The 22,738-nt window shown below is 46.2% G+C and carries 19 protein-coding genes; 11 read left to right on the top strand and 8 right to left on the bottom strand.

Features of this window, described 5'->3' with window-relative positions:
- Positions 1-190: 190 nt before the first annotated feature.
- Positions 191-1,621 carry a TolC family protein gene (locus LZG94_RS16195; RefSeq protein WP_233792878.1) on the bottom strand — a complete coding sequence of 477 codons (1,431 nt, stop codon included), beginning with the start codon at positions 1,619-1,621 and terminating at the stop codon, positions 191-193.
- A 163-nt stretch (positions 1,622-1,784) separates the two neighbouring features.
- Between LZG94_RS16195 and LZG94_RS16190 the strand changes: the two genes are divergently transcribed.
- Both LZG94_RS16190 and LZG94_RS16185 read left to right on the top strand, forming a co-directional pair.
- Positions 1,785-2,462, top strand: coding sequence for a response regulator transcription factor (locus tag LZG94_RS16190; protein ID WP_233793128.1), 678 nt, complete (start codon positions 1,785-1,787; stop codon positions 2,460-2,462).
- The gene (locus LZG94_RS16185) at positions 2,459-3,718 is read left to right on the top strand and encodes a HAMP domain-containing sensor histidine kinase (RefSeq protein ID WP_233792877.1); all 1,260 of its coding nucleotides are present in this window, start codon (positions 2,459-2,461) and stop codon (positions 3,716-3,718) included. The genes LZG94_RS16190 and LZG94_RS16185 overlap by 4 nt, the downstream gene beginning before the upstream one ends.
- Before the next feature lie 32 nt (positions 3,719-3,750).
- Here the strand turns inward: LZG94_RS16185 and LZG94_RS16180 are convergent, their stop codons facing one another.
- On the bottom strand, positions 3,751-5,205 hold the full coding sequence (locus LZG94_RS16180; RefSeq protein WP_233792876.1) for a peroxiredoxin: 1,455 nt from the start codon (positions 5,203-5,205) through the stop codon (positions 3,751-3,753).
- A gap of 173 nt (positions 5,206-5,378) precedes the next feature.
- Here LZG94_RS16180 and LZG94_RS16175 point away from each other — a divergent pair, with 173 nt between their 5' ends.
- Positions 5,379-8,336, top strand: coding sequence for an FAD-binding and (Fe-S)-binding domain-containing protein (locus LZG94_RS16175; RefSeq protein ID WP_233792875.1), 2,958 nt, complete (start codon positions 5,379-5,381; stop codon positions 8,334-8,336).
- A 1-nt stretch (position 8,337) separates the two neighbouring features.
- Here the strand turns inward: LZG94_RS16175 and LZG94_RS16170 are convergent, their stop codons facing one another.
- The gene (locus LZG94_RS16170; protein ID WP_233792874.1) at positions 8,338-8,589 is read right to left on the bottom strand and encodes a YrdB family protein; all 252 of its coding nucleotides are present in this window, start codon (positions 8,587-8,589) and stop codon (positions 8,338-8,340) included.
- Positions 8,590-8,796: 207 nt separating this feature from the next.
- Between LZG94_RS16170 and LZG94_RS16165 the strand changes: the two genes are divergently transcribed.
- The 5 genes from LZG94_RS16165 to LZG94_RS16145 all read left to right on the top strand — a co-directional run bounded on the left by LZG94_RS16165 (position 8,797) and on the right by LZG94_RS16145 (position 14,600).
- The gene (locus LZG94_RS16165) at positions 8,797-9,537 is read left to right on the top strand and encodes a hypothetical protein (RefSeq protein WP_233792873.1); all 741 of its coding nucleotides are present in this window, start codon (positions 8,797-8,799) and stop codon (positions 9,535-9,537) included.
- A 218-nt stretch (positions 9,538-9,755) separates the two neighbouring features.
- Complete coding sequence (thrA, locus tag LZG94_RS16160) at positions 9,756-12,212, top strand: bifunctional aspartate kinase/homoserine dehydrogenase I (protein ID WP_233792872.1); 2,457 nt, start codon at positions 9,756-9,758, stop codon at positions 12,210-12,212.
- Between the two features lie 30 nt (positions 12,213-12,242).
- Positions 12,243-13,178, top strand: coding sequence for a homoserine kinase (locus LZG94_RS16155; protein WP_233792871.1), 936 nt, complete (start codon positions 12,243-12,245; stop codon positions 13,176-13,178).
- Positions 13,179-13,253: 75 nt separating this feature from the next.
- Positions 13,254-13,580, top strand: a complete 327-nt coding sequence (locus LZG94_RS16150) for an iron-sulfur cluster assembly accessory protein (RefSeq protein ID WP_233792870.1) — start codon at positions 13,254-13,256, stop codon at positions 13,578-13,580.
- Positions 13,581-13,703: 123 nt separating this feature from the next.
- Positions 13,704-14,600 carry a sugar phosphate nucleotidyltransferase gene (locus LZG94_RS16145; RefSeq protein WP_233792869.1) on the top strand — a complete coding sequence of 299 codons (897 nt, stop codon included), beginning with the start codon at positions 13,704-13,706 and terminating at the stop codon, positions 14,598-14,600.
- A 730-nt stretch (positions 14,601-15,330) separates the two neighbouring features.
- Here the strand turns inward: LZG94_RS16145 and LZG94_RS16140 are convergent.
- From LZG94_RS16140 to modA, 4 genes are all read right to left on the bottom strand, one after another.
- Entirely contained in the window at positions 15,331-16,008 is a 678-nt protein-coding gene (locus tag LZG94_RS16140) for an SGNH/GDSL hydrolase family protein (protein ID WP_233792868.1), read from the bottom strand.
- A gap of 77 nt (positions 16,009-16,085) precedes the next feature.
- On the bottom strand, positions 16,086-16,976 hold the full coding sequence (locus LZG94_RS16135) for an ABC transporter ATP-binding protein (protein WP_233792867.1): 891 nt from the start codon (positions 16,974-16,976) through the stop codon (positions 16,086-16,088).
- On the bottom strand, positions 16,957-17,631 hold the full coding sequence (gene modB, locus LZG94_RS16130) for a molybdate ABC transporter permease subunit (protein ID WP_215234428.1): 675 nt from the start codon (positions 17,629-17,631) through the stop codon (positions 16,957-16,959). The genes LZG94_RS16135 and modB overlap by 20 nt, the downstream gene beginning before the upstream one ends.
- 67 nt (positions 17,632-17,698) lie before the next feature.
- On the bottom strand, positions 17,699-18,451 hold the full coding sequence (gene modA, locus LZG94_RS16125; protein WP_233792866.1) for a molybdate ABC transporter substrate-binding protein: 753 nt from the start codon (positions 18,449-18,451) through the stop codon (positions 17,699-17,701).
- A 147-nt stretch (positions 18,452-18,598) separates the two neighbouring features.
- Here modA and LZG94_RS16120 point away from each other — a divergent pair, with 147 nt between their 5' ends.
- The 3 genes from LZG94_RS16120 (at position 18,599) to LZG94_RS16110 (ending at position 21,557) form a co-directional block, all read left to right on the top strand.
- Entirely contained in the window at positions 18,599-19,756 is a 1,158-nt protein-coding gene (locus LZG94_RS16120) for a pyridoxal phosphate-dependent aminotransferase (RefSeq protein WP_233792865.1), read from the top strand.
- Between the two features lie 15 nt (positions 19,757-19,771).
- On the top strand, positions 19,772-20,629 hold the full coding sequence (locus LZG94_RS16115) for a prephenate dehydrogenase (protein WP_233792864.1): 858 nt from the start codon (positions 19,772-19,774) through the stop codon (positions 20,627-20,629).
- A 148-nt stretch (positions 20,630-20,777) separates the two neighbouring features.
- Positions 20,778-21,557 (top strand): murein L,D-transpeptidase catalytic domain family protein, encoded by a 780-nt coding sequence (locus LZG94_RS16110; protein WP_233792863.1) that lies wholly within the window; start codon positions 20,778-20,780, stop codon positions 21,555-21,557.
- Here LZG94_RS16110 and LZG94_RS16105 read toward each other — a convergent pair.
- Complete coding sequence (locus LZG94_RS16105; protein WP_233792862.1) at positions 21,470-22,708, bottom strand: L,D-transpeptidase family protein; 1,239 nt, start codon at positions 22,706-22,708, stop codon at positions 21,470-21,472. The two genes, LZG94_RS16110 and LZG94_RS16105, sit on opposite strands and share 88 nt — an antisense overlap.
- Positions 22,709-22,738: the final 30 nt, after the last annotated feature.

Below are 22,738 nucleotides of genomic sequence, written 5' to 3'. Positions count from 1 at the left end.
CCCTATTTTTTGTCACCCTCTTCTGTGTTACCCTCTTTTTTTGTTACTCTCTTTTTTTGTCACCCTGAGCGGAGTCGAAGGGCATGTACGATGCTTCTGTGCATGCCCCTTCGACTGCGCTCAGGGTGACAGAGTCAGTTAGCTCAGGCCGACAGAAGTGATGTAGCTCAGCGTTACAAAGTCAGGTTCGCTACTTATCAATCTGATCAAGAAAAACCCCTAAGTCCCCCGCCGCCGCGGCTTTCATGAGCAGCGAGCGCCATACATTTCCGTTGGTGACGAATTTGTCGACTTCGGCGCGGTTCAATGCATTGACACTCTGGGCCAATGTAAAAAGGTCGGTTAGTCCGCTCTGGTACCTCGCTTCCGCCTGATTAAAGGCACGTTGCGCCGCATTCAGCTGTACAGGTGTAAGCCGCGCCTGCTCCATGGAAAGTTGCAATTGTATCTCTGCCTCGCGCGCCTGGCGGTCGAGCTGTAATTTTTGGGTTTGGTAAATTTCCTTGAAACGCTCGACCTGGAATTGCTCGCTCTTGTAGTCATTTCTGACCCGGGCAATACTGGTAAGGTTCCAGCGGGTGGAAATCCCGAACAAATAGTTGTAAACCTGATAGTTAACACCGCTCGAAAAGCTGGTGTGATAGGAATCGTCTTTATTAGAAATACCCGATCCCCGCGCCCAACCCGCGCCGGTTAAGGATATAGACGGTAAAAATGATCTTTTTATAGCCAAACTTCTCGCCGCTGATGCGTCGAGCTGGGCCTGTGAAAACCGCAGTGCAGGGTTTTTGAGAAATGCGTCGGCTGCGCCGCTGGCAACAGGTAATTTGGAATAAAATCCCATACTGTCGACCTGAATACTATCACGCAATCCGCCCGTCAGTTCGGATAACCGAAGCCGCTGCGACTTTTCCGAACGCTGACTTTCGAGTAAGGTCAGCCGCGCTTTTGCAAATTCTGCTGCCGCGAGTGAACTATCGACGCCCGGTCGCATTCCCGAACTCACTGCCGCGTCGGTAACGTTTTTGAAAACAGTAGCCCGTTGCAGGTTCTGCCGCTGGGCTTCCACCAGTTTTTGATTAATTAGAAGAACCAGATAAGCATCGATCAATCTCACCTGATGCTGGAATAGCTCGTTCTCATAATCTGCCTGCGTGCGGCTCAGATCGGCTTTTGCAGATTTTACTTCTGCTTTTACTTTTCCAAAATTGAAAACCCGCCAGTCGACCAATGCGGTCGTGAAGCTGCCGAAAGTTCCAGTATATATATTTTCCGGCCGGATACCGCCGGAGGGAGAAATGGCGCTGCCTTCGTTAGGCAAAAATGCGCCCGCGACACTGTTGTCAGTTGCGAAAGTGTATTGATGCTGCACGATCAATGCGGGCATATATCCCGTTTTAACAGCTTTTACGCGGCTCTCGGCACTGCGGATCTGAGCCTGTTTTGATCTCAGAAAAGGAAAATTTTGTTTACTTTCTTCTAAAAGATCCTGCAACTGCACTTGCTGGGCATTTGCATTTACGAATACAAAAAGAAGCACGGCTGCCAGCTTCCAGGCGTTTTTGAATGTGGGAGCGGGTTTTTGGCCAGGCGGGAATTGTTTAAAACGGAGTCGATACATAAGATGCGGGCTATTCCGGTAAATTATTTTTGGTCAAAACTATTGGCCAATTCTGGAAACATTTGGGAAAAGCACCGGCAGCAAGCTCCTGTGCGATAAATTATTATCTTCCTAAATGTTTCCAGATTCGGAAGCTATTTTTGACGCACACGAATTCACTGACATGAAAGTATTAGTAGTCGAAGACGAAAAGGGGCTGGCGGAAAGCATTGTCGATTATCTGTCGAAGGAAGGTTTCGTTTGCGAAGTAGCGAATACGTTCTGGCAGGCCGACGAAAAGATCAGCCTGTACCAATACGATTGCACAATCGTCGACCTGACGCTGCCCGACGGCGACGGTTTTAATATCGTTCAAACCCTAAAAAAAATAGCCGCTGCAACCGGTATCATCATTATTTCAGCGCGTAATACCCTGGAAGACAAGATCAAAGGGCTGGAAATCGGCTCGGACGATTATATGACCAAACCATTTCATTTGTCGGAATTGAACGCGCGCGTGAAATCGCTGATCCGCCGGAGGAATTTCGGAGGCAATAATGATATGGTATGGAAGGAAATTCGCGTTCAGCTGCCTTCGAGAAAGGTTTTTATTGACGAAAAAGACACGGTGCTGTCTCGAAAAGAATACGATCTGCTGCTGTATTTTTTGTCAAATATCGATGTCGCGTTGACTAAAGAAGCGATCGCTGAGCATTTGTGGGGCGATCACATGGATTCTTCCGATTCGCTCGATATGGTTTATTCTCACATTAAAAACCTGCGCCGCAAGATCTTGGAAAAGGGTGGAAAAGACTACATTCAATCCATTTACGGCATAGGCTACAAATTCACCGCGCCTTGAAACTACTTGAAAAAACCAGCCGCATCTACCTGCTCGCCTCGCTGGTTATTTACGTGGCCGTAGGTATTGCATTTTACTGGATCACCACATTTATGATCTACGATGAGGTGGAAAGCCGCCTGATGGTTGAAAAGCGTGATTTTGAGAGTTACCTCCAAACCAACAATACGTGGACCAACAACTCCTATTTTGTCGAAAATAAAATTGAAGTAGTGCCTGTCTTCGGAGAATTTGAAAACGAAGCGACTTTCACCGACACGCTGATCTACAACCGGTACGAGGAGAGTATGGACCCTTTCCGGCAGCTTACTTTCTACACGATGATCGGGGGCTCGCCTTACCGCGTCGCAATCCGGAAATCCATTGTGGAATCCTACAAACTGATCGAGGCGATTTCTGCGGCTATGATCACTTTTCTGGCGCTTTTGATGGTCGGTATGTTCTTTTTTCAAAGAAATTTATCGGGGAAATTGTGGCGGCCATTTTATGGTTCACTCGCCCGGATCAAGGATTTTGACTGGACAAGGAACAACAAACTGGAATTTGAAAGCAGTGAAATTTCAGAGTTTAATGAACTGAATGAAGTGATGGTCAAAATGGCCTCCAAAATGCAGCACGATTATAAGAGTCTGCGGGAGTTCACCGAAAATGCTTCCCACGAGATACAAACGCCACTAGCACTAATCAATGCCCGGGTGGAGCAATTCATCCAATCGCAGGATCTGAGCGAAAACCAAACGCACTGGATAGAGGAAATCTACCACGCCGCCCGCAGAATGTCGCGGCTCAACCAGGGGCTTTTATTATTGGCTAAAATTGAAAATCAGCAGTTTACAGAACAGGAATCGATTGATCTGGCTGCATTGATTATAGCTAGGCTGAAAGATTTTGAAGATATTATCACGCACAAAAATATCACCATTCACACCGAAACGAAGGGCAGTTTTGTGAAAAAAATGTCTCCGGCGCTGGCTGAGATCATGGTTACGAACCTGGTCAGTAATGCGATCAAGCACAATTATACCGACGGGAAACTGACTATTTTAACAGGAAATAATTTCTTCGTGCTCAGCAACACCGGGCACGAATTGAAAGCTGATCCTGAGCGGCTGTTCGAAAGATTCAAGAAAGAATCGGCGCAGGCTGAATCGGTAGGTTTGGGGCTGGCGATCGTAAAGCAGATCTGCGATAATTATGAGCTGCATATCGACTACCGGAATGTCGATTCGCTGCATAGTATCAGGGTTTTTGCATAAAAATGGCGCGGAGAATATCTCCGCGCCAACTCTTACTTTGCTTTCTGCAATTCTGCGGCGAGCGTTTTGTTATCCGGAAACTCTTGCGGGATCCAGCGGTTTACGATCTTTCCACCTGAATCCGCGACCAGGAAAGGGTATCTGATATCGATCGCATATTTCTCTTTCAAAACCTCAATATTCTCGTCCGAGGCCCACAAATGCTTCACATTCGGGCGCTCCTTCACATATTGTTTCCATGTCGAAAGGGGAATGCCGGGCGAGACTAACACGTACACAAACTGCACGTTAGCACCGAATTTATCCTCCAAAGCCTTCATACCCGGCTCGTGCTGACCAATGCTAAATGAAAACACCATGCAAACCGGCTTGCCCTGCAAAGAAGCGACGGTAACCGCACTGCTATCTGGCGCCAGCAGCGTAACATCCGCAAGCGCGGCGCCCGGCTGCAAGCTTTCTTTTGTCTGGATCAGTTTGGTAATATATTCGGTATTGGGAGATTGCGGAAAGGTCGTTTTGAAATCTTCCAGCAGCGATTTTGCAGTTTCAACAGTCGGTATCGCCGTGGCTGCGTAGTTGAGCCAGTAAGTGAGCAGATATTCTTTTTGCTTCGGATATTCGGCCAGTTGCGTCTTGCTGAATGCATAAACGTCTTTCAAAGCCTCCGGGCTAATCTCGTAACGCGTTTCCGAAGCGAGCGGGAATTTTCTGGTAGATGGAATTAATGCCCAGTTGCGGAGCTCGTCACGGTAAGCCTGGCTTAGCAATGCATCGTCGGGCATAATCTTGAAATCGGCCAATGTAGCGTCTTCGAGTTCTTTCTTTTGGGCATCGTCGAGCTTGGTAACCCTATTCCGGCGCATAATTCTTTCTTGTATCAATCTACGCGTCAAAGCAGGCTCAGTGGCGGTAGTAGCGAGTACATAAGCTTCAAATGCAGGTACGGACGGATTAGCGGTTTTGAACTTTTCATAAGCTTCCAGGCGCACTTTTTTTAGACTGTCGCTTTGTGCCAAAACGCTTTTATTGTCGATCTGAGACGGCTTATAGCCAAAAACTGGCAGGTATTGGTATTGGTTTTCGAGAAAATAATTTTTCAGGAAAGTCTGGTAATTCGCATTCTTGCCGTTAAAAGTAATATCGTTGTTTTCAGCAAAATTGATGGTAAGATCGTCGCCCGGCTGCATAAACAGCATCCAGGTTTTGTTAAGCCCGTTGCCGCTGTATTGCAGGCGCATCATTTGCGGCTTATTAAGCTGGATAACCGCTTTTTCACTGGCTTTTTCAGCAAAATTAATGGCCATAACCGGTTCCAGTTCAGCATCTGCCAGCCCGATGCCCAGATTGGGGTGGAAGTGAACATTCTCGCTGATCAGCGTGACATTGACCGGCCCCTGCTTGGAAATCGAAAGTGTGATTGTGGCAGTGTTCTGCGCAAATGTGTAGCAACTGAATAGTGTGAGTATCAGTACAGTAATTTTTCTCATATTTTGGTTTGGTAACAGTTTTTTCTGATTAGGATTGTGTAAAAACTGTGCCAATATACGTAAAGACGCTGCCGTATTTGTTCCTAAAAGAGAAGCGCGCGCGATTGATTTTGATTCTGCAAGAATAAATACTTTCTAAGCCCTAAATTAGCCGGGCATATTCCTAAATTCTGATGAACCCAGTATCCCAATTTCAGTTTAATATCCTTCGCAGGGACTTTGAAGGCGAGCTTTATTTTGATAATTCTACATTACATAAGGCCCAGAAGTCCATTTACGCCACAGATGCATCCGTTTACCAGGAGCTGCCGGTAGCAGTTGCGCTGCCCCGCAATGTGCCGGATATCAAGTCATTAATTGCATTTGCCCAAACTAATAAGGTAACACTTATTCCAAGAGCTGCCGGAACTTCGCTGGCGGGGCAGGTGGTGGGAAAAGGCGTGGTAGTGGATATTTCAAAGCATTTTAACAAAATACTGGAAGTTAATAAAGAGGAGAAATGGGTGCGCGTGCAGCCGGGCGTGATCCGCGACGATCTTAATAAACACCTGGCGCCATACGGATTGCTGTTCGGCCCCGAAACTTCCACGGCCAGCCGGGCGATGATCGGTGGAATGATCGGTAACAACTCCTGCGGGCTGCATTCCATTACCTGGGGCGATACGAGGGGGAATTTGCTGGAAGTAACAGCACTGCTTTCCGACGGACAAGAAGTGAATTTTTCCAACCATTCCATTACGGATTATACAAAAAGGATCACAAGCAAGCAGCTGAAAAGTGAGCGGGAAAAGGCTATTTCTGCTGGTATGTTCGGGCTAATATCTAATCCCGTCGATCAGGAATTGATCAAAAAGCAGTTTCCAAAATCCACTGTAACCCGCCGTAATTCTGGCTATGCGCTCGATGCGCTGGTACGGCATTTCGAAGACGGTCATATCAATCTCTGCAACCTGATTGCGGGTTCGGAGGGTACTTTGTGCTTTGTTACCGAGGCTAAGCTGGCATTGGTGGAGGTGCCGCCAGCTTCTGTCGGGGTTATTTGTGTGCATACCAATTCTGTTGCAGAGGCTTTGCACGCCAACCAGGTTGCGATGCAGCTCAATCCAAAAGCTTCCGAGCTGGTGGATAAGTACATCATGGATTTTACCAAAGACCACACCATTTATTCGCAGAACCGTTTTTTCATGCAGGGCGACCCGGCTGCATTATTATTAGTTGAATTTTGGGGGAATACGAATGAAGAGGTTGAGGCGCAAGCCCGTGCGCTGACAACTGAATTAATCGCAAAAGGGCTGGGTTATGCGTATCCTTTATTGTTTGGAAATGACGCAGCGGCTGCCTGGGATATAAGAAAAGCAGGTTTGGGTTTGATCCGCAATCTGCCTGGCGACACGCAGCCTGTGAACCTGATCGAGGATTGCGCGGTGGCGGTGGAAGATCTTCCTGCCTATATTGAAGAAGTGGAATCGCTCTTGCGCTCACACAATCTGCACGCTTCCTATTATGCCCACGCCGGGGCTGGCGAGCTGCACGTGGAGCCGATGATCAATCTCAAAACTTCCGAGGGAAAAGCACTTTTCAGACAGGTTTTGGCAGATACAGCCGTTTTGGTCAAAAAATATAACGGCGCACTCTCCGGCGAGCACGGCGACGGGCGGCTGCGGGGAGAGTTTATTCCATTTATGATGGGTGAGGAAGTGTATGAAATGTTCCGGCAGGTGAAGCGAATCTGGGACCCAGACGGGATATTTAATGCCAATAAAATCGTAGATACCCCGCCGATGAACGAATTCCTGCGTTACGAGCAGGATAAACCACAGCCGGAAATCAAGACAACTTTTGATTTTAGCAGACAGGAAGGAATATTGCGCCTCGCTGAAAAGTGCAGTGGATCAGGCGATTGCCGCAAAACGGAACTGACGGGAGGTACGATGTGCCCCAGCTATATGGCGACCCGCCGCGAAAGGGATACTACCCGCGCCCGCGCCAATATCCTGCGGCAGTATTTTACACCTTCCAACAAAAAAGAGAAGATTGAGGCTAACCAGGAAATGGTGAAAGAAGTGCTTGATCTTTGCCTCTCGTGCAAAGGCTGCAAATCCGAATGTCCGTCGAGTGTGGATATTGGGAAAATGAAGGCGGAGTTTACGCAGCAATACTATGAAACGCACGGTATCCCGATGCGCAGCAAGCTGATCGCGAATTTTTCCAAACAGATGAAACTGGCTTCCATTGCTCCCTGGGCATTTAATGGCGTTTTTGGCCAGCCTGCATTGCGGAAGGTAGCAAACAAAATGGTCGGTTTTCACCCGGAACGGTCGATGCCGGTACTCGCTTCGCAGACTTTATCAAGCTGGTGGCAAAAGCGTAAAATGTTGAATACCACTAATCCGAAAGTTGGCAAAGTGTACTTGTTCTGTGATGAATTTACCAATTATAATGATGTTGAAATAGGCAAAAAGGCAGTGGAGCTACTGGAAGCGTTGGGTTATGAGGTTATTTTTCCAAAACATACAGAATCGGGCCGCTCTTATTTGTCCAAAGGTTTTGTAAAAGAAGCGCAGAAACTGGCGATTGAAAATGTCAATTTATTAAAAGATAAAATCACCTACGAAACGCCGCTGATCGGTATTGAGCCTTCCGCAATTCTTTCTTTCAGGGACGAATATATTGACCTGGTGCCTGAAAATCAGCGCGCCGATGCGGAAAGGATTTCTGAGAATGCATTGCTTTTTGAAGAATTTATAGCCAGGGAAATTGACTCAAAACGTATTACCAAGACCGTTTTTACACAAAAAAAGCAGCTCATCAAGCTGCACGGGCATTGTCACCAAAAAGCATTATCGACTTTATCTGCTTCCAAAAAAATGCTGTCGCTTCCCGAAAATTACCAAACGCAGCTGATACCGTCGGGCTGCTGCGGAATGGCGGGATCGTTTGGTTACGAAGAGGAGCATTATGACGTTTCTATGCAGATCGGCGAGTTGGTATTATTCCCAACTGTCCGCCAGCAGCCGGAAGATGTGATTATAGCCGCATCAGGAACCAGCTGCCGGCATCAGATCAAAGATGGTACGGGACGTAAAGCGAAACATCCCGTAGAGATCTTGTGGGAAGCATTGATCAGGTGACCTACTTCGTGCCTCTCACATGCTCCATCATTGTATCCGAGCGCATTCTGCCCGCAGTATCCGAAGCCGCTGAATCTGCCACCGGAACACTTTGAGAAGGAGTATCGGATTCCTGGAAATTTTCGTCGTGATTGAAAAATCCTCCCCAGAATGCAATTATCATCAATACCACGCCGACCCCAAGAATCCATTTCCAGACATTCTTGGTGTTTTTGGTAGCTCTTGCTTCTTTATCTGTTTCCTTATTATCCATGGTTCACTGATTTAGTTTGAAAGAATAACTACCATTTTTATACCAACCGCAAAATCAGCCCTGAGCGGCCGTTTATATAACATTGTGTTGATAAAATTACCCCAAACCAAGTAGGTGAAATAAAATGTAATAAAACCGGTAAGTTTGATGTTAGCATAGTTGGAATTTAGTCTCAACAGCGTTTTCTATTACATTAAGCCATATTTCATGAAGATTTCTCTCAACCTCCGCGCACTGCTCGTTTTGTGTTTTACACTGTTTTGCTTGCAGGGCTTCGCTCAAAATACCAGAAGTTTTCTCTCGGTGACAGCCGGTTATAGTTTGCCCGTGGGCGAGCTCGCGCGTGAAAAACTCGACGACCCATTTGCGGGCCTAACCGGCTCGGGCTATTTCGGCCAGGCCAATTACGACTTCCGCCTTTCACGCGGTTTCGGTTTGCGCGCCTCGGGGAGTATGAACCTCAATACTACCATGTCGCAGCCGATTGTGGATAAAGCGAATTCTTATGCACAGGTTTTAGGCGAAACTTTCCTGTGGGATGCCAAAGTGTCTAAATGGAAGCTGAATGCATTGATGATCGGGCCTGCATTCTATATTAATATGGGCCGCGCGCAATTCGAGGTGCACGGGCAGGTAGGGAAAGTGTGGGCCGATTCTCCTTCGGTTAATTTGATCGGATTAGCGGAATCGGGCGGCGAGCCGATCACTGTGGACCTCAGACCCGCTTCTACTTCGGCAATAGGATTGGCCGGCGGCGCGAGTTTACGTTTACCGATTGTCGGAAATCTGTTCTTTCAATTGAGCGGCGACGTGATCGGAGCGGAAGCTGAGATTAAGGACGTGACGATCAGGGCGATACGGGGTAATTTCAATTTTGAGGAATCGGTGAGTGAAAAACGTTTTATAGGCGTCGTAAATGTAGGAGCGGGGTTAGGTATCGCATTCTAGGTTTTTGATATTTAATAAGAGACCGGCCGGGCGCTACAATGCCCTGCCGGTTTTTTTGTTTACACTACATGAAAACCCTGTAAATACTGTCGCAAAGAGGGGCTGGCGTCATTTCGTATGCGATTTGAAGTAAGCGGCGTTTGAATTGTTATATTTGCGTCCTGTTCAAAAACGGCTTTTCTGGCTGAAAATCAAAGTGTATTCGAATATTGCATTCAATGAAGGTTCTTAAATTTGGCGGTACTTCTGTCGGTTCTGTTGACAGTATCAAAACAGTAATTAATATCCTCGAAGAAAACCTGGCCAAAGGCGAGCGTTTTGCGGTCGTGTTTTCTGCAATGGGCGGAGTGACGAACCGTCTCATCGAGATCGGAAAAATGGCAGCTTCGGGAAATGCTGACTACATCGAATTCCTGAAAGGAGTCGAGGAAAGGCACTTTGCAATTGTCAGGGGATTAATTCCTGTTAAAAGTCAGAGCAGCACATTTGCCGCGGTAAGGGGCCTTTTTAATGAGCTCGAAGATATATTAAGGGGTGTTTCCTGGATTAAAGAGCTTTCAGAGCGGACTTTGGATCTAATTATGAGTTTTGGGGAAAGGTTATCTACGATGGTGATCACCGAAATTCTGAAAAGCAAAGGAATAGCTGCCGAGTTCTGTGACGCCCGCCAGATTATCCATACCAACGCAACGTATGGAATGGGTGACGTTAATTTTGAAATAACCAATAAACAGATACTCGAATATTTTGCCAAAAACGCTGCTTTACAATGCGTTACAGGTTTTATTGCCTCTACTGCCGAAGGTGTGACAACTACGTTGGGAAGAGGAGGATCTGACTATACTGCGTCGATTCTTGGCGCGGCGCTGGATGCGGAAGCGATTGAGATCTGGACGGATGTGGATGGAATGATGACCGCCGATCCGCGCAAGGTAACCAATGCGTTTACGATACCTTCGATCTCCTATGCAGAAGCGATGGAATTGTCGCATTTTGGTGCGAAGGTCATTTATCCACCAAGTTTGCAGCCTGCATTTGCCAAGAATATCACGTTGAAAGTACTGAATACCTTCAATACTTCATTTGAAGGCACTTATGTACAAAAGGCGGCGAACGGTAAGGAATATGCGATCACGGGGATTTCGTCTATCGATGAAATTGCATTGGTGAATATCCAGGGTAGCGGGATGATCGGTGTGGCGGGGATTTCGGGGCGTCTATTTACTGCGCTTTCCAACAATGCGATCAGCGTAATCCTGATTTCGCAAGCTTCTTCCGAGCATTCGATCTGTTTTTCCATTGATCCGAAAAATGCGCAAAAGGCTAGTGAGGTATTGGAAAGGGAATTTGCGACTGAGATCAGCCTCGGGCATATTGACAGCATTTCCATTGAGAAAAATCTGTCCATTATCGCGATAGTGGGTGAGGGGATGAAAAAGAGCACGGGGGTGTCGGGTAAGCTGTTTTCGGTATTGGGTAAAAACGGTATCAATGTAGTGGCGACCGCGCAGGGTTCTTCGGAGCTGAATATATCGGTAGTTATTGCAAAAGGCGATTTGTCGAAGGCACTCAATGCGATTCACGGCGTGTTTTTCCAATCAGAAACGCGCTCGCTCAATTTGTTTATAGTGGGAATGGGGCTGATCGGCAGTACGCTGATCGAGCAGATCCGTAACCAGACCAAGTATTTAAGAGAAGAAAAGCTGCTGAACCTGAACATCGCCGGTTTATCCAATACTAAAAAAATGCTATTGGAACCCGACGGTATCAAGCCGGAAAACTGGCGAGACCGGGTGATGGACGAAGGCGTAAAAACGAGCCTGCCGGCATTTGTGCAGCGAATGATAGAGCTCAACCTACCAAACAGCGTTTTTGTAGATTGTACTTCGGATAAGGATATTGTTCAATATTACCAGATTTTGCTCGACGCAAGTATTTCGGTGGTAACTCCAAATAAGGTAGCGAATTCCGGTTCCTATTCTGAATACGTTTCGCTGCAAAGAACTGCGCTGCAACGCGGGGTTAAGTTCCTGTACGAGACTAATGTAGGCGCTGGTTTGCCTATTATCAATACAATCCAGGGTTTAATGGCGAGTGGCGATAAATTTCTTAAAATCGAAGCGATCCTGTCGGGTACTTTATCTTATATATTTAACAATTTCAATTCGGAAAATCGCTTTGTCGATGTGGTGAAAGAGGCGAAAGCCAAAGGTTTCACCGAGCCTGATCCGCGCGACGATTTGAGCGGGGCGGATGTAGGTAGGAAGATATTGATCCTGGCGCGTGAAGTAGGGGTACCGCTGGAACCGGAAGAAATCAGAATATCCCAGATATTGCCCGGCAATTGTCTAAATGCGCCTACGGTCGATGCTTTCTTTAAAGAACTTGAAATTTCAAACAACTACTTTGCCGAGAACCAGGCCAGTGCGGAAGCAAATGGAGAAAAGCTTCGCTACATCGCGACGCTTGAAAACGGGAAAGCCAGCATTGAACTGAAAACGGTCGACTCGTCGCATCCGTTTTACAACTTATCCGGCAGCGACAATATCGTCTCATTCACCACAGAACGTTACAAAGACCGCCCGCTGGTGATCAAAGGCCCCGGCGCAGGCGCAGAAGTAACCGCTTCCGGCGTATTTGCCGACATTATGAGTATCAGTAGCTATTTGGGGTAAAAGGTTAAATTGAGAAAACAATCATCTAAAGTGAATTTTGTAAAAGCTTTTGCCCCGGCTACGGTTGCTAATGTGGCTTGCGGGTTTGATATATTTGGGTTTGCGGTTAAAGAGCCGGGCGATACCGTGGAGTTGCGCCGTCGTGACGAGCCGGGCATTGTGATCACGGATATTACCGGCGATGAAGGCAGATTACCGAGAAATGCAGAGAAGAATTCTGTGACCGGCGTAATGCTGTATTTGCTTAAACATCTTGGCATAACCGACTTTGGCTGCGAGGTAGTATTGCATAAAAATATGCCGCTGGGTAGCGGAATGGGTTCCAGCGCAGCCAGCGCAGTAGCCGGCGTCGTGGCGATCAATGAGATGCTGGGTAACCCGCTGACAAGACAGGAGTTGCTTCCTTTTGCAATGGAAGGGGAGAGAATTGCTTCCGGCTCAGCACACGCGGACAATGTTGGACCGTCGCTTCTGGGCGGTTTTGTGGTGATCAGGAGTTATAATCCACTGGATATTTTTACAATTCCCGTTCCCGACGATCTCTACTGCACATTGGTACATCCTGATATTGAGATCAATACGAAAGACGCCCGTTTCATTTTAAGAAATGAGGTTTCCCTCAAAAACACGATCGCCCAAATGGGAAATGTCGCCGGGCTGGTAGCTGGTTTGATGCAGGCCGATTACGACCTGATCAGCCGCTCGATGGTAGATGTAATTATTGAACCGGTGCGTTCTATTTTAATACCAGAATTTAAAGAAGTGAAACAGGCCGCTATTGAAAATGGGGCGCTGGGTTGCAGTATTTCGGGTTCCGGACCTTCCATATTCGCATTGAGCAGAGGAATTGAAAATGCGGAAAAGGCAGGTGAGGCGATGAAAAACAGGTTCGCAGAGGCTGGAATAGCGGCTGCGCTGCATGTTTCCTCCATTAATAAGGGAGGCGCAGTGATCCTTTCGGAGTAAGCTTATTTCTCGATTCAAATGAACTTTCTAGAAGGTTTGAGTTGTTTAAAAAGGTAGTTACAAAATTCAAAAATCATGGTTACTGTAAGCGATACCGCCAAAAACAAAATTGTTGAACTCCGTAATGCGGATGGATTTGCCAATGATTACCAGATCAGAGTTGGTGTTTTGGGAGGTGGCTGTTCCGGTCTGACTTACAATCTGGAATTCAACTCAGACTCCAAACCAACTGATATGATTTTCGAAGATAAAGGAGTGAAAATCATCGTTGATAAGAAAAGTTTACTTTACCTGGCCGGCACTACGCTCGATTTTTCGGACGGTCTGAATGGTAAAGGTTTTCAATTTGTGAATCCAAATGCGACCCGCACATGCGGATGCGGAGAAAGCTTCGCAGTATAAATATTAAAATATTTTATTTGTCAAAACGCGCTCTGAAATCGGGGCGCGTTTTTTTTATCGTCTTGAATGGCCTTATTTTGCCCGCAACTTTTATACACCACAGTACAGTTTTATCCAATTTAAATGAAACCAACTCTTTTGATTCTTGCTGCCGGAATAGGTAGCCGATACGGTGGCATCAAGCAGCTAGACCAGTTTGGGCCGAACGGAGAAACGATTATCGATTACTCATTATATGATGCGATTAGGAGCGGCTTTGGAAAGGTCGTTTTCATCGTTCGCCAAGAAATTAAGGACAATGCAGAAGCTATTTTTGCGCCAAAACTGAAAGGTAAGATCGATTTTGACTTTGCGATCCAGGGAATACAATCCTACGTGCCGGAAGACTTGGGCACCGTGGAAAGAACCAAACCCTGGGGAACCGGCCACGCTACTTTGTGCGCCTGGTCGCAAACTGATACACCTTTTGCAGTGATTAATGCGGACGATTTTTACGGTCGCGACGCATTTGAAACGATGGCGCAGTTTCTCCAAACCGACACCGACGATTCGCAGCATGCGATGATCGGGTACGAGTTGAAAAGGACATTATCAGAAAACGGAACAGTATCCCGCGGAATCTGCATTGAAAGAGCAGACCATAATCTGGAATCGGTTGTAGAGAGGACCAAGATCTTCGAGGAAAATGGAAAAATTTACTTTGAGGAAGAAGGATTGAAAACCGAATTAGCGCCAGAAACGCCAGTTTCTATGAATTTCTGGGGTTTCAAACCAACTATGTTCCCGCTAACCAAAGAGTTTTTCGAAACTTATGCGAGAGAAAATATCAATACTCCAAAAGCTGAGTTTTACATCCCGACCGTTATGACGAAACTTATCGAGAATGGTCTCGGCAACTGCCGTGTGTTCCGCAGCTCTTCCGACTGGTTTGGAGTAACTTATCCGGATGATAAGCCCAATGTACAGGCGTCGCTGGCAGCGCTGCACGAGAGCGGGGAATATCCGGAAAAATTGTGGTAGCTCAAGGAACCGGTTTCCGTTGACTGAAGTCAACGGAAATTGATTTGTTTTTTCGAATTTGTAAGAAGTGTCTTTTTTAGAATAAAGCATCCCTGCAAGCTGGCACAAATGAAATCCCGAATAGCAACTGAAGGAACCGGTTTCCGTCGACTGAAGTCGACGGAAATTGATTTCGTTTTTTCAGATTTAGAGCAAAGTTATCTAGAATAAAGCATCCCTGAAAGCTGGCACAAATGAAATCCCGAATAGCAATTAAAATCAATTTCCGTTGACTTCAGTCAACGGAAAAAGGTTATTTAGAATAAAGCGTCCCTGGAAGCTGGCACAAATGAAATCCTGAATAGCAACTGAAGAAGCCCGTTTCCGTCGAATGAAGTCGGCGGAAATTGATTTCGCTTTGTTAGATTTGGATCGAGGTATCTAGAATAATATGTCTCTTGAAGCCGGCACAAATCAAATCCCGAATAGCAATTAAAATCAATTTCCGTTGACTTCAGTCAACGGAAACCGGTTATTTAGAATAAAGCGTCCCTGGAAGCTGGCACAAATGAAATCCTGAATAGCAACTGAAGAAACCCGTTTCCGTCGACTGAAGTCGGCGGAAATTGATTTCGTTTTTTCAGATTAGAGCAAAGTTATCTAGAATAAAGCGTCCCTGGAAGCCGGCACAAATCAAATCCCGAATCGCATCTAAAATCAATTTCCGTTGACTTCAGTCAACGGAAAAAGCTTATTTCTGGACCAGCGCCTCCAGCATTTTTTCTGCTAGAAACGTGTTTCCTGCATCGGTTAAATGTACTCTGTCAGTTGTTAGGATACCTTTTTCTTTATTTTCAGGGTTGTTCCGAATGAGGTAGTCTGCGAAATGTTTGCGCAGGTCGCAGAGTTGCAGGCCGTTTCTGGAAGCTATTTCACGGATCAGTTTGGAATATTGGTTCAAATCTCCGTCCTGCTGGTTTGAATTATCACTTCTTTCACCAATAACAGTCGGCGTGCAAACGATCACGCGGATGTTCTGCGCTTTCATTTTCTTGATCAGCGCCTCGTAAAACTTCACATATTTATCAGGATCAGTGCCAGTTCCCGACGACGCTTTATGCCAAACGTCGTTGATTCCTACATAAATAAATACCACATCCGGCTTTTTCGAAAGTACATCATCTTCGAGCCTGAGATAAAGATCGTATACCTTATTTCCGCCAATTCCGGCTCCGATGAGCTCATATTGATTGCTTTGATTTTTGGCTTTCAGCATTTCGCCCATTTGGGTGATGTACCCTGTCGGATTTACGCCAGCTTGCGTGATCGAATCGCCGAAGAAAATGACTTTGAGAGGTTTGTCCTGCCGCATGGCGATCATTGGCAAAACGAAAACTGCAATCTGTAACAATTTAAAAAATAGCTTCATAGGAATGTAAAAGGGATTTTAAGGGGAAAAGACGAATTAGTCGCAAAGTTACTTTCTGGCAAAAAATGCTTTTTAAATCAACTGAGCCACAAAATTTCGGGAGATTGAAGGGAAAGGCATAACGTAAATTTTTTACCTGTAAGCGCCTTTTCTTCCATTCCAAAAGGAAGCTCTATCAGTCGTATCTTGTTGTCAATCCATGCATTCGCAAGAATACAATCGGCGGTCTTGGTGTAATTAATGATCTCACCATGAATGTAAAGATCCTTTTCTGGCTGACTGTTATTCAGGTAGACTTGCGCTGGCGGGCCGAATTGCGTTAACTTCCCATTTTCCATAATCCCAACCTGATCAGCGAGACGGAAGATTTCGCTGGTCTCGTGCGTGACGATGATCGCCGTGAATTGGTAAAGCTTGTGAAATTTCAATATAAACTCCTGCAACTGGTAACGCATCTCGGGATCTACGGCCGAAAAAGGCTCGTCGAGCAATAGCAGCTCCGGCTTCCGGACCAGAGCCCGCGCCAATGCAACCCGCTGCTGCTGCCCGCCGGAAATCTGACTTGGTTTTCTGTCGGCTAAATTTTCCAGTCTGGTAGCTTCCAAAAGTTCCTCCACAATTGTTTTGTCTCCACCTTTTGGCAGTGCGAAAGTTAAATTTTCAGCAACCGACATATTTGGAAATAAAGCGTAATCCTGGAAAACAAAACCGATATTCCGCTGCTGTGGCGGTGATTTGTATTGATTTTGAGTATCCAGCCAGAGCGCGTTTCCTATTGCAATTTTGCCCTCTTCAGGCATCAGTAACCCCGCAATCTGCTTTAATAGCGTTGTCTTCCCAGCTCCGGAAGGTCCGGTCAATGCCATAATTGCTGCTTTCTCGAGAGAGAATGACACTTCCATCGGTAATGTACCCTGGGCGGTGTGGAGCGTATGCCGGATCGCAATGTTAAGCTGACTGTCGGACACGGAGCAGGCGGTTGTTGATTGAATAGACGAGCAATAAAATCACGAAAGTGATTGCAAATAAAATTAACGCATATTGATTTGCCACGCCGTAATTCAGCGCTTCCACTTCATTATAGATCGCGACAGAAGCTACTTTTGTAACACCCGGAATATTTCCTCCGATCATCAAAACCACCCCAAATTCGCCCACAGTATGCGCAAAAGTGAGTACAAAAGCCGTGAGAATGGCGGGTTTGCAATTGGGTAACAGCACTTTGAAAAATGTCTGCATTTCAGTTTTTCCCAAAGTATAGGAAGCTTCCCGCAACGAAGCGGGTAACGATTGCAGCCCGGCGCGGATCGGGTAGACCATAAATGGCAGGCTATATAAAATGGAAGCGATAACGAGCCCGGGAAATGAAAAAACCAGCCGCAGCCCCAGCACTTTTTCGATCCAAGCCCCAAACCAGTAGGAGGGACTGAATGCCAGCAAAAGATAGAATCCGATCACAGACGGGGGCAAAACCAGCGGCAAGCCGATTACCGCCTCTACCACGCCGCGCCCTTTGAACTTTCCGAATGCAAGCCAATAGGCAACCGGCAATGCCAGCACAAGCAAAATAGCCGATGTGATGGTCGCGAGCCGGAAAGTGAGCCAGATTGGCTGGTAGTCCATTTTAAATGATTGAATTTTGAATGACTGAATGATTGAATGAGCCGTTGTGGAACGGGGATGATTGCTGCTATTTATAGCCGTATTTCTTTAAAATGGCTTTGCCTTTTTCGGAAAATAGAAAATCGTAGAATTTTTGGCTGGACTCTTTTTTGGGGGAATCGTCGCTATGTTTTAATAAAATCGCAGCTTGTTCTATTGGTTGGTATAAGATTGAATCTACCACTATATAATACCCCTTATTCCTCATTTCTGGCGAGAGTACTATTGATAAGGCATTAAACCCGACTTCTGCCGAGCCCGACATAATATACTGTGCGGTTTGCGCGGTACTTTCGCCGTACACCAGTTTGGGTTCGGTTTGATCGTATAGTTTTTGTGATTTTAGTACATCTATTGCTGCAACTCCGTAAGGCGCCGTTTTAGGATTGGGTACTGCTATTTTCCTGATTTTTTCAGTAGATAATAATGCAGTATTCAGTTTTGCCTGCGGGATGTTTTTTGACCATAACACCAAAGAACCTAACGCATAAACTCTCGGTTTTTCGTCTGAGCCGCCATTTTTAAAAATTTCGTCCGGGTATTTAGTATCCGCTGAAACGAATACATCGAAAGGCGCGCCCTCACGAATTTGGGTAGTGAGATTGCCCGACGAGCCGACTACGATCTCGATCTGCTTTCCCGTTTCTTTCTCAAATTCAACCTTGATCTCCTTCATTACATACTGCACGTTAGCAGCGGTGGCCACGATTATTTTTTCCGACGGTTTGGAACAGCCCGCCAGAATCAGCGCAATCAATGGAATCAGGTACCGAAAGTTCATCTTGCAATTTAAAGGTTTTTGTTTGGCATACACACGCCGGAAATCCGCCTGATCGGGAAAATATCGTAAATTGCGCGCCGTTTCGACCAGGCTGGTCGATCCTTTAACCGCTGGCCGCCAAGTGCTCAAAGCGAAATTCAGTACATAATGATCATAGAAACCGCCCGGCGTACAAAGCAAACTTCTGAATACTATTTTTCAGTGAAGCTTGCCGAAGTGCGCAAACTCATCGCCGAAGGGCGTGATGTTATCAATCTGGGAATTGGTAATCCCGACATGATGCCGTCGGAAGCGACGCTTGAAGCGTTGTCGTCAGCCATATTGAAACCGAATGCGCATGGTTATCAGTCTTATACAGGTACCCCCGCTTTTCGCAATGCGATTGCCGACTTTTATGATCACAATTACAAAGTTAAACTCGACCCTAACTCGGAAATACTGCCTTTAATCGGTTCCAAAGAGGGTATTACACATATTAGTCTCACCTTCCTCGATCCCGGCGACGAAGTGCTGGTGCCGGAGCTCGGGTATCCTGCCTATCGTGCCGTTAGTCAAATGGTTGGTGCTGTTGTGAAAGAGTATCCGTTGCAGGAAGAAAATGGCTGGCAGCCCGATTGGAATGCAATGGAAAGTCTGGTGAGCGACAAAACAAAGATCATGTGGCTCAACTATCCGCACATGCCGACGGGTGCACCCGCCACTTTGGAGCTGTTTGAAAATGCAGTAGCTTTTGCCAAAAAATACCAGATACTGCTTTGTCACGACAATCCTTACAGTCTGATCCTGAACAAAAGGCAGCCGATCAGTTTGCTGTCTGTCGAGGGAGCGAAGGAAGTAGCGATGGAGTTGAATTCGATGAGTAAGTCGCATAACATGGCAGGCTGGCGAATGGGCTGGCTGGCGGCGGCGAAGCCTTATATTAATGCAGTGCTGACAATCAAAAGCAATGTTGATTCAGGGATGTTCTGGGCAATGCAGGAAGCGGCGGTAGCGGCTTTATACAATTCTGATGAATGGCACGCAGAAAGGAATGCGGTTTACCAGGGCCGTTTGGAAGCTTCTGAAGCACTTTTGAATGCGCTCGGTTGTACCTGGGACCCAAAGCAGGAAGGAATGTTCCTGTGGGGAAAACTACCGGATTCGGTTGAATCTGCTGAAAAGCTGGTGAATGAAGCGCTCTTGGAAAAGCACGTTTTTATTGCGCCCGGTTTCATATTCGGGCCGAAAGGTCAGCGCTATATCCGGTTGTCGCTTTGTTTGCCGAAAGAGCGGATCTGGGAGGCCGTGGAAAGAATTAAAAGCTAAGTCAATGATATCAATATGGTAGTTAGTATTATCGGGATTGGCTTGTTGGGCGGCTCATTTGCCCTGGCTTTGCGTGAAAAATATCCTAATGTAAGGTTTGTCGGAGTAGATAACTCCGGTGTAAATCAGAAGATCGCACTTGCGAAAGGTATTGTCGACGAGATAGTTAGTCTGGAAGAAGCTTTACAAATAGCAGAGTTGAATGTGCTTGCCACACCCGTGGACGCCATTTGTAAACTGCTTCCTCCCATGCTCGATCTTTTACCCGAGGGCCGCACGATAATGGATCTGGGCTCAACCAAAGAACTGATTTGCCAGCTCGCTGACACGCATCCTAAAAGAGCTCAGTTCGTGGCGGTTCACCCAATGGCCGGAACGGAAGATTCAGGTCCGGGCGCTGCATTCAAGGAGCTTTTGCCGCATAAAAACGTGATCATTTGCGATAAAGAAAAGAGTAATCCTGAGTCGTTGGGGCTGGTAGAAACGTTTTTGCGAGATGCCGGCATGAAGATCCACTACATGAAACCGGTCGAGCACGATCTGCATTTGGCCTACGTTTCCCATTTGAGCCACATCAGTTCTTTTGCACTTGGCCTGACGGTTTTGGACAAAGAAGCAGATGAGAAAGCGATATTCGATATGGCGAGTACCGGTTTTTCTTCGACTGTGAGGCTGGCCAAAAGCTCGCCGCAAATGTGGGCACCTATCTTTGACCAAAACAAAAATAATGTCTCCAAAGCGTTAGGCGACTATATTGAATTATTGAAGCGGTTCAAAGAAGCAATTGATAACAAAGATCTCGATACCAGTCTCAATTTCATGAGTCGCGCCAACGATATCGGCCGGATACTGGCGGGTATTGAGAAAAAATAAAAAATTCGATGCTTTGTAAGCGTCACTAAATCAGCTGTTTAGTGGCTCTTTTTTCATTTTTAGGAACCATTAGTGTCAACCTGCCTGTTAACCCTCTACCTGTTAAACTACCAGTTGAAATCAATTTTTTCCAACAAAACGACAAGAAATGACGAAGGCTCATGCGGTTTTTGTGGCGGTGATCATTGCGCTTAGTATTTCCTTAGGTATCCAGCAGATCAATCCGTTCACAGACACTTCTTCTCCAAGAAAAATCAGTGTCGCAGATTCAGATTCAATAGCCCGCCCGGAATGGGTTTCTTTGTATGATTCTTTAAACTTAAAAGAACAGGGGCTTTCGGAATCAGCATTTTACTGTGCTTGGTTTGGTTTCCAAAAAATGGACCTGCAAAATCAGATACTCGCTATTGCCGATTTTACCCAGTCTTCCCGCAATAAGAGGTTGTATGTGATTGATCTTTTGAAGAAAAAAGTGCTATTCAACACGTACGTCGCACACGGTAGGAACTCTGGTCAGGAGTTCGCAGAGAAGTTTTCTAATGATAATTCTTCCTATCAATCCAGCTTAGGTTTTTATAAGACACTTGGTACTTATCAGGGCAAGCACGGTTTGTCTTTAAGGCTCGAAGGTGTGGAAAAAGGCATAAACGACCGCGCTTTGGAAAGGGCGATCGTTATGCATGGTGCTGATTATGTAAGCGAATCTTTTATTAAGAATACCGGCCGATTGGGACGAAGCCTCGGTTGTCCGGCTGTTTCTGTGGAGGATTCTAAAAAAATCATCGACTTACTATATGGCGGCGCAGGTCTGTTTATATATTCTGCCAACCAAAAATATCTTCAGGCGTCGCCTTTGCTGGCCGGTTTGTCTTTGGACAACGTCAAACGCGCCTTAGGTGATCCTCTCTTATATATATCGGGAAAATAAAGCAAGTCTCCTTTTTCATTACAATCCGCTCCCAGATATAACAGGAATACAGGAATCCTGACTTGCAGCTTGTGCCATTTCGGAGGAGTTGAAACTGTATCCGGTTCAGTCATAAAATCATCTCCCAGCAATTCAGTACCAGCCATATAATTAGCCAACTCAGTGGGGCGCTGCACACGCACGCAACCGTGACTTCTCCACCTTTGATTGCTAGCGAAAAGATACCTGGCATTGGTGTCATGCAAATAAATCGCCAATGGATTTTTGATCTCAACTTTCAATAGACCCAGCGAATTATCTTCTCCGGTTTCCTGTCTGAAACGATAGGGGAACTTCTTTTCCTTCATTTCCTCCCAGTCAATATCTTCCGGGTTCACAACCTGACCGCTGTTATCGATCACCTCAATCCTGTTTCTTGATAAATATTCAGGATCACTGGCGGCTTTTGGCAGAATTTCCTTGATCGCAATGCTTTTTGGCACATTCCAGTATGGGTGCGTTACAATACTTGTCGCGTAAGTGTCGATAGTTGGCGTCGGTGTATCCGCTTTTCCGACTACGGTGCGCATGGTCAGAACATTTTTCCCGGCAGAATCCATCGCTGTTAAGTAAGCCCCGCGGATGTTGACCATGACAAAACGAGGCGCATTTTTAGTTTGTCTGTGAATCCACCGGTACGCATTCATGGACTCAGCCACGTAGGCAGCGCTGTCATATTTGCTCTCTTTCAGTAACCGGGCATAGTTGACTTTCAGGTTATTATAAACTGGAAAAACAGGTTCCAGCTTTTCCATTACTTTCTCAATAGCCTTACCTTCCACCAATTCTTCTGCGGCTGCACGTAGCATAACTGTATCTACTTCAATTTTTTTCTGGGTAAATCTGATCGCAGGTTTATGCCCAAAACCAATCTCTTCCAGCAGCGCATATACCGGCGCTACCCTGTCTTTCGCTGAGAACTTCTCCGGGTCTACCCCAACTTTCTTGGAGAATTCCAGGAGCTTATCGTAATTTTTTTCTGTGATTGCTTCGGCCAGTTCGGCGCTTGTCATTTCCTTCGGATTTTTCCGGCAGGATTGCAGGATAGCAAGCGTAAAAAGAACGAGGAGTGGGATGTACCTGGAACGACCAAGACCTGAGAACATTTGCATTGTATTGCGGGTTGATATTTGTTGATATGC

This window comes from Dyadobacter sp. CY343 (genome assembly GCF_021390335.1).
GTDB lineage: Bacteria > Bacteroidota > Bacteroidia > Cytophagales > Spirosomataceae > Dyadobacter.
Note: the sequence above shows the minus strand (reverse complement) of the source record. Positions and strands in the feature narration are given on the sequence as shown.

What these genes read in the sequence shown, in the direction of transcription:
- LZG94_RS16105 (WP_233792862.1), bottom strand. Translation starts at nt 22,708, where the DNA reads ATGCAAATGTTCTCAGGTCTTGGTCGTTCCAGGTACATCCCACTCCTC.
- LZG94_RS16140 (WP_233792868.1), bottom strand. Translation starts at nt 16,008, where the DNA reads ATGAAGCTATTTTTTAAATTGTTACAGATTGCAGTTTTCGTTTTGCCA.
- modA (WP_233792866.1), bottom strand. Translation starts at nt 18,451, where the DNA reads ATGAACTTTCGGTACCTGATTCCATTGATTGCGCTGATTCTGGCGGGC.
- LZG94_RS16180 (WP_233792876.1), bottom strand. Translation starts at nt 5,205, where the DNA reads ATGAGAAAAATTACTGTACTGATACTCACACTATTCAGTTGCTACACA.
- LZG94_RS16115 (WP_233792864.1), top strand. Translation starts at nt 19,772, where the DNA reads ATGGTAGTTAGTATTATCGGGATTGGCTTGTTGGGCGGCTCATTTGCC.
- LZG94_RS16175 (WP_233792875.1), top strand. Translation starts at nt 5,379, where the DNA reads ATGAACCCAGTATCCCAATTTCAGTTTAATATCCTTCGCAGGGACTTT.
- LZG94_RS16190 (WP_233793128.1), top strand. Translation starts at nt 1,785, where the DNA reads ATGAAAGTATTAGTAGTCGAAGACGAAAAGGGGCTGGCGGAAAGCATT.
- LZG94_RS16110 (WP_233792863.1), top strand. Translation starts at nt 20,778, where the DNA reads ATGACGAAGGCTCATGCGGTTTTTGTGGCGGTGATCATTGCGCTTAGT.
- LZG94_RS16165 (WP_233792873.1), top strand. Translation starts at nt 8,797, where the DNA reads ATGAAGATTTCTCTCAACCTCCGCGCACTGCTCGTTTTGTGTTTTACA.
- LZG94_RS16195 (WP_233792878.1), bottom strand. Translation starts at nt 1,621, where the DNA reads ATGTATCGACTCCGTTTTAAACAATTCCCGCCTGGCCAAAAACCCGCT.
- modB (WP_215234428.1), bottom strand. Translation starts at nt 17,631, where the DNA reads ATGGACTACCAGCCAATCTGGCTCACTTTCCGGCTCGCGACCATCACA.
- LZG94_RS16145 (WP_233792869.1), top strand. Translation starts at nt 13,704, where the DNA reads ATGAAACCAACTCTTTTGATTCTTGCTGCCGGAATAGGTAGCCGATAC.
- thrA (WP_233792872.1), top strand. Translation starts at nt 9,756, where the DNA reads ATGAAGGTTCTTAAATTTGGCGGTACTTCTGTCGGTTCTGTTGACAGT.
- LZG94_RS16120 (WP_233792865.1), top strand. Translation starts at nt 18,599, where the DNA reads ATGATCATAGAAACCGCCCGGCGTACAAAGCAAACTTCTGAATACTAT.
- LZG94_RS16150 (WP_233792870.1), top strand. Translation starts at nt 13,254, where the DNA reads ATGGTTACTGTAAGCGATACCGCCAAAAACAAAATTGTTGAACTCCGT.
- LZG94_RS16170 (WP_233792874.1), bottom strand. Translation starts at nt 8,589, where the DNA reads ATGGATAATAAGGAAACAGATAAAGAAGCAAGAGCTACCAAAAACACC.